The 15,918-nt window shown below is 56.3% G+C and carries 13 protein-coding genes and 1 tRNA gene; 3 read left to right on the forward strand and 11 right to left on the reverse strand.

All coding sequences use genetic code 11. From position 1 onward, the window contains the following. Window positions 1-145: 145 nt before the first annotated feature. Window positions 146-2,020, forward strand: coding sequence for an MFS transporter (locus AO065_RS23965; RefSeq protein WP_004879321.1), 1,875 nt, complete (start codon window positions 146-148; stop codon window positions 2,018-2,020). A gap of 181 nt (window positions 2,021-2,201) precedes the next feature. Here the strand turns inward: AO065_RS23965 and AO065_RS23970 are convergent, their stop codons facing one another. Both AO065_RS23970 and rdgC read right to left on the reverse strand, forming a co-directional pair. After that, window positions 2,202-3,176 carry a bile acid:sodium symporter family protein gene (locus AO065_RS23970; protein ID WP_004879324.1) on the reverse strand — a complete coding sequence of 325 codons (975 nt, stop codon included), beginning with the start codon at window positions 3,174-3,176 and terminating at the stop codon, window positions 2,202-2,204. 84 nt (window positions 3,177-3,260) lie between these two features. Then, entirely contained in the window at window positions 3,261-4,181 is a 921-nt protein-coding gene (gene rdgC / locus AO065_RS23975) for a recombination-associated protein RdgC (protein WP_004879325.1), read from the reverse strand. 260 nt (window positions 4,182-4,441) lie between these two features. On the opposite strand from rdgC, the gene AO065_RS23985 reads away from it, so the two are divergent. After that, window positions 4,442-4,518: transfer RNA gene (locus tag AO065_RS23985), tRNA-Asp, on the forward strand. Window positions 4,519-4,807: 289 nt separating this feature from the next. Here AO065_RS23985 and AO065_RS23990 read toward each other — a convergent pair. The 6 genes from AO065_RS23990 to AO065_RS24015 all read right to left on the reverse strand — a co-directional run bounded on the left by AO065_RS23990 (window position 4,808) and on the right by AO065_RS24015 (window position 11,102). Next, on the reverse strand, window positions 4,808-5,872 hold the full coding sequence (locus AO065_RS23990) for a LacI family DNA-binding transcriptional regulator (RefSeq protein ID WP_004879326.1): 1,065 nt from the start codon (window positions 5,870-5,872) through the stop codon (window positions 4,808-4,810). Between the two features lie 118 nt (window positions 5,873-5,990). Beyond that, complete coding sequence (locus AO065_RS23995; protein WP_004879327.1) at window positions 5,991-8,270, reverse strand: TonB-dependent receptor family protein; 2,280 nt, start codon at window positions 8,268-8,270, stop codon at window positions 5,991-5,993. 58 nt (window positions 8,271-8,328) lie between these two features. After that, window positions 8,329-8,733, reverse strand: a complete 405-nt coding sequence (locus AO065_RS24000; protein ID WP_004879328.1) for an ExbD/TolR family protein — start codon at window positions 8,731-8,733, stop codon at window positions 8,329-8,331. A gap of 1 nt (window position 8,734) precedes the next feature. After that, entirely contained in the window at window positions 8,735-9,436 is a 702-nt protein-coding gene (locus tag AO065_RS24005; RefSeq protein ID WP_004879329.1) for a MotA/TolQ/ExbB proton channel family protein, read from the reverse strand. An 8-nt stretch (window positions 9,437-9,444) separates the two neighbouring features. After that, on the reverse strand, window positions 9,445-10,251 hold the full coding sequence (locus AO065_RS27615) for an energy transducer TonB (RefSeq protein WP_157788259.1): 807 nt from the start codon (window positions 10,249-10,251) through the stop codon (window positions 9,445-9,447). Window positions 10,252-10,286: 35 nt separating this feature from the next. Beyond that, window positions 10,287-11,102, reverse strand: a complete 816-nt coding sequence (locus tag AO065_RS24015) for a DUF1868 domain-containing protein (RefSeq protein WP_004879332.1) — start codon at window positions 11,100-11,102, stop codon at window positions 10,287-10,289. 285 nt (window positions 11,103-11,387) lie between these two features. Here AO065_RS24015 and AO065_RS24020 point away from each other — a divergent pair, with 285 nt between their 5' ends. After that, window positions 11,388-11,570: a hypothetical protein gene (locus AO065_RS24020; RefSeq protein WP_004879335.1), complete on the forward strand. Its 183-nt coding sequence runs from the start codon at window positions 11,388-11,390 to the stop codon at window positions 11,568-11,570. Between the two features lie 68 nt (window positions 11,571-11,638). On the opposite strand, the gene AO065_RS24025 is transcribed toward AO065_RS24020, so the two are convergent. The 3 genes from AO065_RS24025 to AO065_RS24035 all read right to left on the reverse strand — a co-directional run bounded on the left by AO065_RS24025 (window position 11,639) and on the right by AO065_RS24035 (window position 15,877). After that, window positions 11,639-13,030, reverse strand: coding sequence for a CapA family protein (locus tag AO065_RS24025; RefSeq protein ID WP_004879337.1), 1,392 nt, complete (start codon window positions 13,028-13,030; stop codon window positions 11,639-11,641). Then, window positions 13,023-13,889 carry a serine hydrolase gene (locus AO065_RS24030; RefSeq protein ID WP_032650308.1) on the reverse strand — a complete coding sequence of 289 codons (867 nt, stop codon included), beginning with the start codon at window positions 13,887-13,889 and terminating at the stop codon, window positions 13,023-13,025. The genes AO065_RS24025 and AO065_RS24030 overlap by 8 nt, the downstream gene beginning before the upstream one ends. A gap of 119 nt (window positions 13,890-14,008) precedes the next feature. Further along, complete coding sequence (locus tag AO065_RS24035) at window positions 14,009-15,877, reverse strand: CocE/NonD family hydrolase (RefSeq protein WP_004879344.1); 1,869 nt, start codon at window positions 15,875-15,877, stop codon at window positions 14,009-14,011. Window positions 15,878-15,918 lie beyond the last annotated feature (41 nt).

Below are 15,918 nucleotides of genomic sequence, written 5' to 3' on the forward strand. Positions count from 1 at the left end.
GTGGCGGGGTGTCGCAGCCGAGGCAATCGCCTCGGCGCGCTTCAAAGCAGGAAATATCCTATCGACATTCTCAGGCGTTGCGTCTTCAATGTGCCTCGGATTGGCGGCGACGCCAGTGTGCCCAAGCCTCTCAGGACCACGGACGATGAGCCAGCAGTCACAATTCAGCCTTCTAGGAAAACGGCGCTTCCTGCCGTTTTTCGTTACGCAGTCCCTCGGGGCGTTCAATGACAATGTGTTCAAGCAGTCATTGATCCTCGCCATTCTTTATAAGCTGGCCATCGACGGGGATCGTTCGATCTACGTCAACCTGTGCGCCTTGCTGTTCATTCTGCCGTTCTTTCTGTTCTCGGCGCTGGCCGGGCAGTTCGGCGAAAAATACCCGAAGGATGCGCTGATCAGGATCATCAAGTTCGGTGAAATCGTGATCATGGCGGTGGGTGCCGCAGGCTTTCTGTTCAACCACCTGTGGATGATGCTGGCGGCGTTGTTCGCGATGGGCACGCATTCCGCGCTGTTCGGCCCGGTGAAGTATTCGATCCTGCCGCAGCACTTGCGCGAGTCCGAGCTGGTCGGCGGCAACGCGCTGGTCGAGATGGGCACCTTCCTGGCGATTCTCGCAGGCACGATCAGTGCCGGTGTGATGATGTCTTCCACGCACTACGCCTGGATCGTCTCGGCGGCCATCGTGCTGATCGCCTGCCTGGGCTTTCTGGCCAGTTTCGGTATCCCGAAGGCGGCGGCTGCCTCACCTGAAATGAAGCTCAACTGGAATATCTTCACCCAGTCCTGGGCCACGCTGCGCATGGGATTGGGGCAGACGCCTGCGGTGTCGCGCTCGATTGTCGGCAACTCATGGTTCTGGTTCGTCGGGGCGATCTACCTGACGCAAATCCCGGCGTATGCCCAGGAATGGATGTACGGCGATGAAACCGTGGTGACGCTGATCCTGACGGTTTTCTCGGTCGGCATCGCACTGGGTTCGTTGCTCTGCGAGCGCCTGTCCGGGCACAAGGTCGAGATCGGTCTGGTGCCGTTCGGCTCCATGGGGATCACGATTTTCGGTCTGCTGCTGTGGTGGCATTCGGGCGGCTTCCCGCAAAACGTACAGGCCAACGACTGGCTGGCTATCCTGAGTGACGGGCAAGGTTGGTGGGTGTTGTTCGACATCCTCGGCATCGGCGTTTTTGGCGGTTTCTATATCGTGCCGCTGTATGCACTGATTCAGTCGCGCACTCCGGAAAAAGAGCGTTCACGGGTCATTGCTGCCAACAATATTCTCAACGCGCTGTTCATGGTGGTGTCGGCGATTGTCTCCATTCTGTTGCTCAGCTTCGCCAAGCTGACGATTCCACACCTGTTTCTGGTGGTGTCGTTGCTGAACGTGGCGGTCAACGTCTACATCTTCAGGATCGTGCCTGAGTTCACCATGCGCTTCCTGATCTGGCTGCTGGGTCATTCGATGTATCGGGTCGAGCACCGCAACCTGAACCTGATTCCCGATGAAGGCGCGGCGCTGCTGGTCTGCAACCACGTTTCATTTGTCGATGCACTGTTGATCGCGGGTTCGGTCAGACGGCCGATCCGTTTCGTCATGTACTACAAAATCTATCAATTGCCGGTGCTCAACTTCATCTTCCGCACGGCCGGTACCATTCCGATTGCCGGTCGTAACGAAGACATGGAAATCTACGAGCAGTCCTTCAAGCGCATTGCGCAGTATCTGGCTGAAGGCGAGCTGGTATGCATCTTCCCGGAAGGCAAGCTGACCACGGATGGTGAAATCAGCGGCTTCAAGAGCGGCATGACGCGCATTCTTCAGGAAACGTCGGTGCCGGTGATTCCGATGGCGCTTCAGGGACTGTGGGGCAGCTTTTTCAGTCGCGACCCGGAGAAGGGATTGTTTCGCCGTCTGTGGTCACGCGTCGTGCTGGTGGCCGGTGCGCCTATCGCTGCAGATGCCGCCGCGCCGGTGGATGTGCGTGAGCAGGTGAAGGCATTGAGAGGGACGGTGCGGTAGGGTTTGTAGTCCGTTAACGGACTGTGGGAGGCGCCACCACGTCTTCGACGTAACGCTGTCGCGCAGCAAACACCGGACCGTGGGAGGCGGCTTGCCGGCGATGAACGATGACGCGATTTTCCTGACACACCGCGTCGACTGCATCGCCGGCAAGCCGCCTCCCACAGGGGTATGTATTCAGTCAGACACTTTCGTTTGGTCGCGATTTGCGCGCTACCACCTCGCTTTCTTCCTCCGGCATCTTCCTGAAATACGTCGAGAGCAACGCACCGGAAATGTTGTGCCAGACGCTGAACAGCGCGCTCGGCACTGCCGCCAGTGGCGAGAAGTGGGCGCTGGCCAGTGCGGCGCCGAGCCCTGAGTTCTGCATGCCGACTTCCAGCGCCAGCGACTTGCGCTGTGGCAACGGCAGCTTGAACACCTTGCCAGTGAAGTAGCCCAGCAGAAAGCCGAACGTATTGTGCAGAATCACCACAGCCATGATTAGCAGGCCTGACTCGGCGATCTTCGCCTGACTGGCGGCGACCACCGCGCAGACGATCATCACGATGCTCACCACCGACACCAGCGGCAGCACATCCACCGCGTAGCTCACCCGCGCGCCCAGCAGACGCTGCGCCAGAACACCCAGCACGATTGGCAGCATCACCAGTTGCAGGATCGACCAGAACATATCCATGAAGGACACCGGCAACCAGGTCGACGCCAGGAACCAGATCAGCGTCGGGGTCAGCAGCGGGGCGAGCAGGGTGGTGACAGCGGCAATGGCTACCGCCAGCGCCAGGTCACCCTTGGCCAGCCACGCCATGACGTTGGACGATGTGCCACTCGGGCAGCAGCCCACCAGAATCACACCGACAGCGATTTCGGGCGGCAGCTGGAACACTTTGCACAACAGCCATGCCACGCCGGGCATGATGACAAAGTGCGCGACCACACCCAGCGCCACGCGCCAGGGGTTACGCGCGACTTCTGAGAAATCCTCAAGCTTCAGGGTCAGGCCCATGCCGAACATGACCAGACCCAGCAACGGAACGATCCAGCCTTTGAGGCCGATGAATGCCTGGGGAAACACAAACGCCAGAATGGCGAACAGCAGCACCCAGTACGCAAAGGTGTTACCGACAAAACGACTCAAGGCGGCAAGAGCGCGCATGGTCTGCTCCTTCTTTTTGTAAGTGCCAAATGAATGCGCCGTCTATTTAGACGGCGCCGTGCTTCGGTTCATTCGCGGGAGGTGTCAGATACCCTGAGGTATTTCTTCGCCGCCCAGCGCTTCGAACAGCTCTGGCAGGAACTCGCCAAAGGTCAGCATCATCAGGGTGAAGCTGGCATCCAGTTGTCCCAGTGCCTCGTCGCCGCCGTCCTGTTCAGCCTGATCCTGCAACAGATCTTCGAACTTCAGACGCTTGACGACCATTTTGTCGTCCAGCACGAACGACAGTTTGTCCTGCCAGGCCAGCGACAGTTGAGTGACGACCTTGCCAGTGCTCAGGTGCAGCTGGATTTCGTCGCCAGTCAGGTCCTGACGCTTGCAGCGCACGATGCCGCCGTCTTCGTGGGTGTCGCGCAATTCGCACTCGTCCAGCACGAAGAAGTTGTCGGCCGCTTTCTGGGTTTTGACCCAGTCGGTCATGGTCGCGCTTGGCGATACCTTGACGGTCAGCGGGCGAACCGGCAGCGAGCCGATGACTTCGCGCAGGGTGGACAGCAGGTCTTCGGCGCGTTTCGGGCTGGAAGCGTTGACCAGAATCAGGCCTTGCTTGGGCGCGATGGCGGCGAAGGTAGCCGAGCGACGAATAAAGGCGCGCGGCAGGAACGCCTGGATGATTTCATCCTTGAGCTGATCACGTTCCTTCTTGTAGACCTTGCGCATCTGCTCGGCTTCGATCTCTTCGACCTTTTCCTTGAGCGCGTCACGTACGACGCTGCCCGGCAGAATGCGTTCTTCCTTGCGTGCGGCGATCAGCAGGAAGTCCTGGCTGACGTGTACCAATGGAGCCTCTTCGCCCTTGCCGAATGGCGCGACGAAACCGTAAGTGGTCAACTCCTGGCTGGCACAGGCGCGAGCCGGTTTGGTCGCCAGTGCAGTCTCCAGCGCCTCGGCGTCAAAAGGCAGATCCTGGGTCAGGCGATAGACAAGCAGGTTTTTGAACCACATGAGGTGAATCTCTCCTTCCATACAAAGGGGGGCATTATTCGCTGCTCTGCCTCCGGGGCCAAGCCTGCACGGAGCCTTTGTAAGCCTTTGGAAGGATTATAAAAATTATTTAAAAAATTACTTGCCAGACCTAGGGTCGCTCCGTAGAATGCGCGCCACACCGAGAGTGAAGGGTGATTAGCTCAGCTGGGAGAGCAGCTGCCTTACAAGCAGCGGGTCGGCGGTTCGATCCCGTCATCANAACTCTCTCTTAGTGTTACGCGCAGCGGTAGTTCAGTCGGTTAGAATACCGGCCTGTCACGCCGGGGGTCGCGGGTTCGAGTCCCGTCCGNCCGCTTCAAGGCCCTTGAACTCCTTGAAGCAAAAAGAAAGCCCGCCTAGTGCGGGCTTTTTGCTTTCTGTCTTTCTACTGTCCACGGTTTTTAAGTACCCCTTCAAGTACACCGCTGGCGCAATCATCTTAGATGATTTCTTGATTGAGCAAGCCAAGCTCACCAGCAGGTCTAACGGACCGCCAACAACATATTTGAAACGATTTTTAATCGCCAGCTTTCGTGGTGACGCTCAGGAAAAACTGAGCGCAACGGCATGCGGGTACCTGCTCCAAAACGCTGGTCTTTATAAAATCAGCCGATCAAACGCTGTGTGCTGTCCCTGATGATGATTTTTGCCGGGAAAATCATCTGCGCGGAGTCGTTGACGGATAGTCCGGTAAGCGTTTTAAGCAGAAGTTCTATCGCTGTCGTGGCCATCTCAAACAGTGGCGAGTCGACGCTTGTGAGGGTGGGGATGCTGAAGTCGTCATATTGCATATTGTCGAATCCGACCACGCAGATATCGTGGGGGACTCGCAGGCCTAAATCGTACAAGCCTTTGAGGGCCCCCAGTGCCATACGATCGCTGGCAAAAATCATTGCATCCGGACGGGTGATGCCCGCGCATAATTGTTGCGCTACGCGAAGTCCACTGGCCATGGACCAGTCACCGGCGATGTTCCAGTGTTCGTTTACCAACAGGTTATGTTTGCTCACCCCCTCCTGATAACCCAGATAGCGTTCGTCGATATCTTGATTGGTGTGACCCTCTCTTTCACCCGCGATGAAAGCGATCTTGCGACACCCAACACTGTGAAGGTGGTCAACGAGCTGCGCAGTGGCGAGCCTGTTGGCCTGCGCAACATACATAAAGTTCGGGTCTATGGTGCCAAAAAGAACAATCGGTACATTGTTGCGGCTGAGTTCTATCAGAACGGGATGATCGGGCTGCTCAACCACCGCAACGATCCCGACGATGCTGCCTGAACGGTAAAGCTCCAGTATTTCTTCGACTGCCGGTGCTTGATGTGCTGAGGGTTTACGTTGCAGAAGCGAATAACCCACCTCGTCCGCAGCCAGGCCAAGCGACTGAATGACGCTGTTCCAGTACGTGTCCTGAATCTGTGGCGAACGATTGTCATAGGCGGCACGCTCGCCAAAAAATATACATGCGACCGTTTTTATTGGAATATTTCTCAGGGAGCGAGCAGCTACGCTGGGCACGAAATTCAATTCGCGGATCACGTCCTGAACCTTCGCCAGGGTTCTCTTGGCGACTTTTTCAGGATGGTTTATAACCAGCGATACGGTCTGGAAGCTCACCCCGGCTGCTTGCGCCACGTCCTTTATGGTGATCCTTTTTACTTTGCTTTGCATTGCTGTTCCCTGGTAGACGCCGTCTTGGCAGAGGCTCTGATCTTAAACGGCCAGGCTTGACGCAAGGCGCAATTCTACCGAAGCACGCCTTGTGTGCAACCTGTACTCAGGAGCAGCGTTACAGGCGGGTACTCAACGTGACGAAGGCACTGCGCGGCGAGCCCACTTTTAAAATCTGTAGATTGCCGGCCGGGTCGGTGGCGGCGCTGGAGTCGGTATTGATCGTCGAGATATAGCGACGATCAAAGAGGTTGACGAGATTGAGTGACAGCGTTGTGTCTTTCAAGTCACCGAACCTGCCGAAGTCATACCCCATGTTGGCGTTGGTGACCCAATAGGCGTCGACGCTGGAGTCGTTGGTATAGGTGTAATAGCGCTTGTCCATGTAATTGGTTTGCACCCCTGCGTTCCAACGATCCCATTGCCAGTCAAGGCTACTTGAGAGCATCCATCGTGGGGCGTCGATCACGTCTTTGCCCTTGACTGCGACCACCGTGCCGTTGCTGCTGTAGTTATCTTCATAAAGGCTACGGTTATAGGTCATGGTGTTAGACCAGCGCCAGTTCGGGTCGGGGGTCAATGCCAGCGAGAGTTCAACACCACGGCTGCTGACGGCACCGACGTTGGCGACGCCGTTTTGGCAAATCACGATACCTGTGCAGTTGGCAATGGCCAGTAAACGGTTATCGAAGCGGGTCCCATAAAGTGCGGCGGAAGCGGCGTAGAGCGGGGTGCTACGGCGCATACCCAACTCGACGGTTTTCGAGGTTTCCGGTTTCAGGTCCTTGAAGCCATTCAGTGCATTCAACGTGGTCTGGCTGGTGTACAGCGGGCTGGATGTACCGCTGGGGAAGGCCGCCATGTTTTGCGCATAGGAGGCGAATATTTCATCTTGCTCATTAAGCTTGTAGGTGGCACCGATCTGCGGAAGAAAATTGTCCTTGGCCTGGAGCGAACCGCTGGCCGAAGTGCCCGAGCCTTTGACCGTTGAATGGGTCACAACGTGTTTGGCGCCGTATTCAAGTTTGAGGCGGTCGTCCAGTAGCGTCCAGGTGTCACGAACATAGAATTGACGGGTCAGGTCGTTATAGTCCTGGGACTGGATCGTTGCTGCGAGGGGCAGGCCCGTGACTTCCACAATACCGCTCTGCGGGGCTGCGCCGGTCGTATCGAACAAGTAACGGTCGGCTGAGTTCTTGTTGGATTGTATCCAGACCCCGGCTTGTACTACGTGTTCTCCGACGTAGTAAGACAAGGCGCTTTGAAAGCCGGTCCGGTCAATGCCATAAAAAGTGCTTCGAATCGAGTTGCTGGGAACCGTGGTCGACCCGCTGGTATAGACAAACGGGTAGTAGGAGTTACCGGCACCCGAATCGTGATGGTGGTACACGGTCGTATCCAGTATCAGGGCGTCGCTTAATGTAAACGTGCCACTGAGGATATCGAGTTCGTCATTTCGCAAGTTGCTTGAGTTGTACAAGGCATCGCTCACACTGGTGACGCCACCGCTGAATTTGCCATTGGCCGCATTGACCGCACGCTGCCAATCGGGGGCGTAGTTGGTCCAGTTGTAGCCGAGTCTGTCGATCTGACTTTTTGACAGCGACGGAATCGTGGACTCTTTATATTCCGATCGGCTGTGATAAAAACTCAAATGGTGACCGTCAACGTCGTAGGTGACTTTGGCGTTCAGTGCGTTGGAGCGTTGTGGGCTGTCACCTTTCCAGGCGTTGGCGTCATAGTTCTCGGCGGCAACGTAAGCGGCCAGGCCTTTGTACTGGCCCGTATCGGCGCGCAGAAAAGTACGCGTGGTGTCGTAGCTGCCCAAGGTTTGCGACAAGCGCAGGCCCGGCGTTTGATCAGGGTTGGCACTGGTGAATTGCAGGGTCCCGCCCAGATCGCTGTTGGAGGCCGTGCCTAACGCCCCTGTGCCTTCGGCAACTTCGGTACTTGCGATGTTTTCTGGAATGATTGCGCGGTTGATCGTCAGACCGTTGAAGTTGCCAAAGCTCATATCACCCAAGGTCACGCCATCTAGTGTGTAGCCCAGGTGATGCATGTCGAAACCGCGCAGACTGATACGTTGACTTCCCAACTCTCGACCCAGTGGGTCGCTGGATTGGAAGTTGACGCCCGGCAGGCGTTGCAGCACTTTCATTGGGTTGCTGCCCGCCGCGTAGGCTTTGGTGTCTTGCTCAGTAACGCGATGAACCTGACGGGTTTCGCCCTGGCCGATGACCGACACGGTGCCCAGGGTAGTGGCTGTTGCGCCGGGCTCTTGCGCAGTATCAACGGCGTCGGCTTTCACATGGCTAACTTGAAATATAGGCAGGATCAGGGCGATTTTCAGGCAAGCGGCGGGTAGCCGTTGCCAATTCAGCATCGGTTTAACATTCATGTTACTCGTGTCCTTTCAGGTCGCTGGACAGCGACGAAGTGCTGGCTTGGGTTTGGCGTCAGGGTGTTTCTGTTATCACCGACAACTGGGTAATACCGGCATTGCGAACGTCCGCTAATACCTGGGCAACCTTTCCATATTCAGCGCTGCGGTCCGCGCGCAAGGTGATCGCGATGTCAGGCTCCTGTTGATGCAGGTTTAGCAATGTCGCCGGTAGCTGATCCATCGACGTAATGTTTGCGTCCAGAAATACCTGGCCCGTCGCATCCACGCTAACGGCGACCGCATGTTGTTGCGTCGCCTCCCCGGTAGCGACAGTCTCTGGCAGGTTCAAGGCAATAGCGTTGGTCAGCAGGGGGGCAGTGACGATAAATGTCACCAGCAAGACCAGCATGACGTCGACCAGCGGAGTGATATTGATATCACTGATGACATCGTCAGTTTGATTGTTTGAAAACGCCATTTTATATAACCCCGCTTAATGCGCTGTTTTCTGTGCTGCGGTTTATTGAGGTTGGGCGCTGCAGTTGAAATGCATGCACCTGTGAGAGATTGAGAAACTCGACCGCAAATTTATCCAGATCAGCAACCAGCAGTTTCACGCGACGCATGAAGAAGTTGTACGCAAGTACTGCGGGTACCGCGACGGCGATACCGACCCCGGTGGCAATCAAGGCTTCGCCAATAGGCCCTGCGACGACCGCTATACTCGCGGACTTGGCCGTGCTGATAGCGCTCAGCGCATGAATAATGCCGAAGACCGTACCAAACAGGCCGATAAAAGGTGCGGTGCTGCCAATGCTTGCCAGCCAGCCGAGGCCGCTTTCCATCTCTCGTCGTTCATCGACAATCAATTGGTGCAGATTACGCTCCAACAAGTCCTGGCGATTCCAGGGGTGGCCCAGTTCGCTCATGCCTTGTCGAGTCGTCAGCACCTGTGCGCCAGTGGCTCCCAAGCGTGCGGCGGCACTACCGTTCTGCTCTAGGTTCAGTGCGTTTTCAAGGCTGCCGGCGGCTTTGAACGCTCTTATATAGTCGCGGCTCTTTCGACTTTGCTTCCATTGGTTCAGGCCCTTGAGCATCAGCAATAGCCAGGTGATCACGGAGAAGAACAGCAGGATCCCGAGGGATGTCTGGGTAATGAGGGTGGCGTAGGCGTTATTCATAAGGAACCTCAGTTTGAAAGTTTGAAGGCGAGAGGAACGTTGACCCAGCCATCCGTGGCGACTTCTCCGCGCTTGGCGGGCATGAATGTCCATTGATTGACGGCCTTGATTGCCGCCTGATCCAGGCTTTCGAATCCGCTCGATGTGAACACCTGGACTTGCTCAGGATGACCGTCGGCCCGTACATGAACTCGCAGCACCACAACACCTTGCTGGTGCAATCGAGCTGCAATGGGGGGATAAGTCGGTGGTGGGTTATTCAGGTAACCCGCGCGTCCGTAAGGCCCCACCAGCGCCTGCTCCGGCGCGGGGGCGGGAGGCTTGGCGATGGCTGTCTGTTGCGGAGCCGCCACCTCTTTGCCGGGCTGCTCTGTGTGCTGGCTTTGTGGCGGTGCTTTATTGGCTGCAGCGGGCTTTTTCGCGGCAGGCTTCGGCGTCGGTTTTGCGGGTTGCGGTGCCGGAGTCGAGACCGCCGGTGTCGCTTCGGGAGGCGGGGGGGCCGCCGCCGGTTCAGTTGGCGTTGATGCGTTTATGGGTGGCGCTATGGGTGGCGCTACTAATTGCATGACCACGGGTAGCGGTGCCGGGATGACTTCGCTGTCGGCAGGACTTTGGAACAAAAACCATCCCACTAAACCGTGGCCAGCCATCGCCAACAGCAGACACAGCAAAATCTCCCTGCGGTGGTAGTGCGTCACGACCGTCGTTGACAGTTTTGTCGGTTCGTTACTCGCCAGGACGAACGCTGCCTTGGCCACAATGGGCGCTTGATAATAATCCGGGCTGGGGCGCCGGCATGGACTGAACGATGGCATATGCATGCTCGCTGTAGAGACGTGGGTGTGCGCGTTCAAAGCGTGTCTGGGCGCTGACCGATGGCGAACTTGTCATCGAAAGCCAGCATGTCGTTGAAGGTGCAGAAGCGGGGCGCATCCAGCTCCAATACGCCTAGGGTTTTGTGCAGATAAGCCAGACAATCGTGTTGAACCTTCGCATAGTCTTGGGTTTGTCGAGCGTCCATCCACTGCACTAGATAGCCCAGTGTGATGTGGAATCCGTAGTTGTCATGATCCGGGGAGCGAATGCCCAGGCATTGCGCTAAACGATCTCGCAAATCACCAAGTTTATTGCGCTCGTGCACGTTGGCTGGAACCAGCCGCACCGTGGCACCGCTGTCTTTGTAAACATTGAAATCGTCGATCTGCATCCGGAGCTGGAAGTTCTCGTCCAGGACGAAGTCCTTCAAGCGTTCAGTGAAGTGTTGTGTGCATGTTTGCACCGATGCGTCGCGGGGAACGTCAGTGGGCCACAGCGGCGCCTTGCGTTGTTCGTCAATGACCCCTTCAAATACAGTCATGTGATAGCTGGAAGGGGGGAGCAGGCTCAGGCACCGGCTGAACCCGTGGGTCGCGAGGGTATTTCTGACTACCGTGAGCGCATCGTTGATGGGAGTGCGCAAGGGTATTTGACTGATGATGGTATTTCCGGCGAACGAACGAGCCGTCCCGTCCGGATGAAATTTACGGTCGACGTCATAGGGTTTTTCGCCCTTGGTCCGAGGCATTGTGAGCATGGTTGACGCAGGGAATGCAGCAAATGCAGCACTGGCAGTCAGAGTGCAGGCCTGCAGCAAAAAGACACGGCGAAACGTATTGACGTCCGTCATCGGGCTAATTCCATTGGTGCGTGGGGACTGACAGCTTGAGATATTTTCTAAAATTAGAACGTTCTAATTTTTAGTAAATCTACTGACCACTCGTGACAGGAACATTACAGAGGCGCGTTTCGGGTAGTCGGAACCTGTTCAGTTTTTCGGCGAAACAGGTTTTTCTACAGATGCGCATTCGGGTGCTTTTTTTGGAAAAAATAAAATGTCAGCGCCGCGAACCTCTGATGAACCCCAGAGATTTCCGAGCACTACGGTGGCGGCCATTACAAATGGAGCCACGAGTTGGCTACAAAGGCTGAAACCCTGAAAGTGTCGCTGCGCTCGATCAAGGAAGCATCCGGCGCCGGTGCGAAGATCGCGGTAGTACCCGAGTTGGTGAGCCGCAACTATGGCGTCTGGTTACCGGAAGTCTATCGGCTGTTGGCAATGCAGGGTGCGGATATCGTCTGCATGCCAACCAACTGAGTACCTATGCCGTCCAGGTTGCTTTGTGCAGTTGGAGGCACCCGGAAATGGCACCTTCAACCTGGCATTTAGAATCGGATAACCCCCTGGTCTCCCGCGATTTCGAGCGATGTTCCGTAGGCCGCAGAGAGTCGCTGCAAACGTGTCAGAATTCGCTGGGCATCAGCGCCATAAGCCAGTCGTGGAATGCCTCTATCCGCGTCTCGCTCGTCTTGCCAGTGCATTTCCACAGGGTGCAGCACCACTTCTTGCAATGTGCCGGTCGAGCTGAATCTATTTACCGCGATCACGCTCTCGTACCAGATCTGCTCCTTGAACACACCGTGTACCCGACGGTGCTCCATGAATTCGGCTTCCGTCATGGCACCGGGCTCGACACGGTCTTTTTCGTACTCATCCCGCGTAATAGGGAATTGTTGATTTTCCATGAAAAAGAAATTGCCCAACGAATAATAGATAGGCTTCCCCTTGTAGATTTCGATACCCCGGAGTTGATGCGGACCATGTCCAATCACCGCATCGGCACCGTTATCAATAGCTTGGCGAGCGATGGTCGGCATGAAGTCAGGTGGTGTTTCACAATAGTTGCCCGGCTCATGGGTGTGCAGCGAAAACACCGAGAAGTCAGACGTCTGTTTGGCCTGCCGGATGCTATGCAAGATACGGAGCCTGTCTCGTTCATCCGGCGTGAAAGAGAACTCGACCTCCTTATCCAGTTGAGTACGGGCCCGATACTTGGTGTCGAACAGCGTCACGAGCTGGTTTTTAGCATCGCTCGCCAGCACTGAGCGTCGCATCATCCCTTTAGGGAGAGAGTCACGCAGTTCGGCCAGTTGATGCAGGCGCTCTTCGGAGACCAGCACGAATCGGGTGGTACGCAGAGCGTTCAGGCCAGGCCGCCCCTGGATCTGACCCAGTGGATCGATGGCACGAGCATCGGCCTCGAAGCGGGAGGCTGCGGCTACCAGTGAGACTCTTCCCGCAGGGGTGCTCAATATCGCGGGTGCGCTGGCCTGGGCGAGTGTTTCCCCTGTCCCTGCCTGCACGACGCCGGCACGACGAAACAGTTCGTCTGTGCTGCGCATACCCTGAACGCCCCAGTCGGTGCTGTGATTGTTTGCCCGGCTGACCAGATTGAAGCCCATCGTCTTCAGATCCTCGGCCACAGCGGGTGTACTGATCAACCAAGAGCCCCCTGACAAGGCCGATGGATAGCCTGAGTACTGCTGAAGATCAATGGCGGTGCCTTCGAAATTACCGAAGGTCACGTCAGCATTTTTCAGCACATTTAGTAGATCCGGGGAGCGACGGTGCATGCGCGCATGGATGGCATCGGAAATGATCAGGTCGCCCACTGCTACCAAGGTGAAGCCATCTTCGACATTGGCCGAAGTCCAGGAGGATGAGAGTTCTCCAGGCGTTGTGGTGGCGTTTGCGCTGTTATCAAGGCGCTTATCCATGCGTCAGTGCTCCGGTTGCCGGGATGGAATCCCAACAGGTTCGTGCCAATCTTCCCAAGGTCGAGAACGCTGACGCATAGCCGGGCAATCCGTCAGGCATGACGAGCGGAACCTGATCGGTGTAGCCCGTGAAAATAAACAGCGGAGCTCCGTCACGAAAGACGATGCCGCCATCCATTCGACCACGTTTACCGGTCCCTCCCTTGTGTGCAATCTTCGTATCCGCCGGTAGTAATGAGGCCATCTTGGTACGAAGCTTCTGCCAGCTGAGAACATCCAGGGCGAAGGCGCATTGTTCAGACGAGCAACCGAGCAAGGTGGCAGTTGCAGGGTTCACACTGCCTTGGAGGATCAGGTCGTATAGCAGGCCTTGATCGAAGGCAGACGTAGTGGTGACTTCTTCAAGTTTGTGGTCGATGGCCAGGTCGGGACGAGGAATAGTATTTCGATGGGAGGTATTGCCCATATCCAATGACTGGCAAAAGTCGTTGATCCGGGCGAGGCTGATACGCTCCAACACCATGCGAGTGCATACGTTGTCGCTGACGATAATCATCTGGACCAGCGCATCCCGCAGGCTGATGCTGAACCCCGGCGTCAGGTATTTGAATGTTCCGGACATCACGCCCTCACGGAGTCGCTCCTCATACCGTATGGGTTCGTTGAGATCGAGATGTCCTCTGTGTACTTCACGAAGTACCGCCATCAAAATCGACGTCTTGCGCGTACTTCCCGCCACGAATGGAGTATGACCAAATCGGTGTGCAACTTCCCCGGTGATCAGGTTCTTGAAGTACCAGGCGGTGACATAAGGCTGTTCTTCGCAGATAGTATTGAGTTGATTTATCACGGTTCGCATGCTGACTCCGAGGCGAGTGTGAGCGCTCTTCATAGCTCGGTTAAACACGGCTTGGTTGAAGAGGAGCGTCGTTGAAAAAGTGATTGGAATCTTAAAATGCACCCAACAGTTCAGGGGTGTTATCGAAGCTGCTCAGGGCCCTCCAGAACAGTTAATATCAAGCGGGAAGGGCAGTGCCTGGACATGTGCACTGTGTTGAGTACTTTCATTTTTCGCAGGCCCTGGCCCTCAGGCTCACCGCTGTTGGGATTTACGTCAAAATGAGGGAAGTTACTGCTGGCGATATCCAGTCGCAGCCTGTGCCCCTTGGCAAATCGGTTGCAGGTCGCGAACGGTTCGATCCGAATGTTTACGCGTTCCCCTGGCGTCATCAGTGAGGGGGTCGACCAGTCGTCCCGATAACGGCAGCGCAAGATGCCATCGGTAATATTCATGGCATAACCCTGTGGATAGTCAGCAGAGGCAGGGTACACATCGACCAACTTGGCGGTGAAGTCGGTGTCCAGTCCATCGCTTTCCACCCAGAGTTCAATCGACAGCGGACCGGCCACGATGAGATCTTCTTCCAGCGGCGCGGTTTGAAAAGACAGCACGTCCGGTCTGGCGCACAGCGGAAGATTGTTGCCTTGGCTGGCGAAAAACTCGGGCGTTTCACGTTGATCAAAAGCCCCACCAAAGAACACAGGGGCGCCGGAGGTCAGGGCTCCGCCGATGGTTGGAACCGGCTGTTCCGGGTCGCATATGTAACTCTTGCTCGCGTCAGTGTCGGTTGGCGACTGCGATGTCAGGCTGAGGTTGCGGTGCAGGTAAAGCACCTTTTCCCGGCTGCCTTGCAGGGGCCACGTTTCGCCACTCAACCAATTGCCTCCGTGTTGCAGCCGCCCATCCTCACCGCGCTGACCGGTGCCGCCACCCATCAGGAACACTTGAACAGCGGCAGTGGAGTGGCGTTCATCGTTGCGTGTCAGCCACTGTTCGAACCAGCGTATACGGCAGGTCAACCAGTCAGTGTCTACCTGGCCATCAAACGCTGCAGCTGGGCCGAAATCGACGTTGCCGCTGTGAGTGATGTTGCGATCACCGTGTAGCCACGGTCCCATTATCAAGTGTTGTGGGGCGCGTTTGGATTCACTCAGTGAGGTTCGATTCTTCAGCGTGGAGCCGACATAGGCGTCATACCAACTGGACATATGCAGAATCGGGATATCCGGCACGTTGTGGTAATGGTGCTCGGCGTTGATCCCGATCTGCTCCCAATAAGGACCGAAACTTCCCTTGCCCCATTGCTCGAACAGATAGTCCTCATATTCCGGGACGTGGCGCAGCGGCGACTGGCCTCGTACCCATGGCATATGTGTAAACCAGTGCCGAATATCTTCCCCTTTGAGCGCTTTTAATACAGCGGGGTTTGCCAGCGCCGCTGGACTTTGCAGCGCTTGTTTATAAGCCCAGGTTGCCTGTTTGAGCTCGAAGGCGCCGCCTTGTCGGATACCACAGTGGTAAGCGTTGGAAAAACCACCGGAGTCCAGCACCATTGTCATGAGCCCGGGTGGATTCAGGCATGCCATTGCCAGCTGAGTATGTGCCGCATAAGAAAGTCCCATGCTGCCAATCCTGCCGTTACACCATGGCTGCTCAAGTAACCAGACCAAGGTGTCGAATCCATCCTCGCCTTCGGACAAGTATTTGACGAACTCTCCCTCTGATGCGTATCGGCCTCGGCAATCCTGGAACACGGTAATGAACCCTGCGGCGGCAAAACGGGCCGCCATTTCTTCACGCGTTAGCAAATGTCCGTCAATGTTAAGTTCCGATCGAGACGGACGGGTTTTGTCGTAGGGGGTGCGTTCGATAATGACCGGCAGTGCGCCGCTTCGATCACGAGGAAAATAGATATCCGTTGCCAGGGCAATGCCGTCGCGCACGGTTATCCGCTGATCGTGCAGAACCTGCAGCGCATCAAAACCGGATACGGAAGTAGTGTTCATCAATAGACCCTTTGAAGCGCCCTGTTCGAAGAACACGGCGG

This window comes from Pseudomonas viridiflava, assembly GCF_001642795.1.
GTDB classification, from domain to species: Bacteria; Pseudomonadota; Gammaproteobacteria; order Pseudomonadales; family Pseudomonadaceae; genus Aquipseudomonas; species Aquipseudomonas viridiflava.

Excerpts from the sequence above, each read along its gene's own strand:
- AO065_RS23965 (WP_004879321.1), top strand. The coding sequence starts at position 146 with ATGAGCCAGCAGTCACAATTCAGCCTTCTAGGAAAACGGCGCTTCCTG.
- AO065_RS23970 (WP_004879324.1), bottom strand. The coding sequence starts at position 3,176 with ATGCGCGCTCTTGCCGCCTTGAGTCGTTTTGTCGGTAACACCTTTGCG.
- rdgC (WP_004879325.1), bottom strand. The coding sequence starts at position 4,181 with ATGTGGTTCAAAAACCTGCTTGTCTATCGCCTGACCCAGGATCTGCCT.
- AO065_RS23990 (WP_004879326.1), bottom strand. The coding sequence starts at position 5,872 with ATGCAAAGCAAAGTAAAAAGGATCACCATAAAGGACGTGGCGCAAGCA.
- AO065_RS23995 (WP_004879327.1), bottom strand. The coding sequence starts at position 8,270 with ATGAATGTTAAACCGATGCTGAATTGGCAACGGCTACCCGCCGCTTGC.
- AO065_RS24000 (WP_004879328.1), bottom strand. The coding sequence starts at position 8,733 with ATGGCGTTTTCAAACAATCAAACTGACGATGTCATCAGTGATATCAAT.
- AO065_RS24005 (WP_004879329.1), bottom strand. The coding sequence starts at position 9,436 with ATGAATAACGCCTACGCCACCCTCATTACCCAGACATCCCTCGGGATC.
- AO065_RS27615 (WP_157788259.1), bottom strand. The coding sequence starts at position 10,251 with ATGCCATCGTTCAGTCCATGCCGGCGCCCCAGCCCGGATTATTATCAA.
- AO065_RS24015 (WP_004879332.1), bottom strand. The coding sequence starts at position 11,102 with ATGACGGACGTCAATACGTTTCGCCGTGTCTTTTTGCTGCAGGCCTGC.
- AO065_RS24025 (WP_004879337.1), bottom strand. The coding sequence starts at position 13,030 with ATGGATAAGCGCCTTGATAACAGCGCAAACGCCACCACAACGCCTGGA.
- AO065_RS24030 (WP_032650308.1), bottom strand. The coding sequence starts at position 13,889 with ATGCGAACCGTGATAAATCAACTCAATACTATCTGCGAAGAACAGCCT.
- AO065_RS24035 (WP_004879344.1), bottom strand. The coding sequence starts at position 15,877 with ATGAACACTACTTCCGTATCCGGTTTTGATGCGCTGCAGGTTCTGCAC.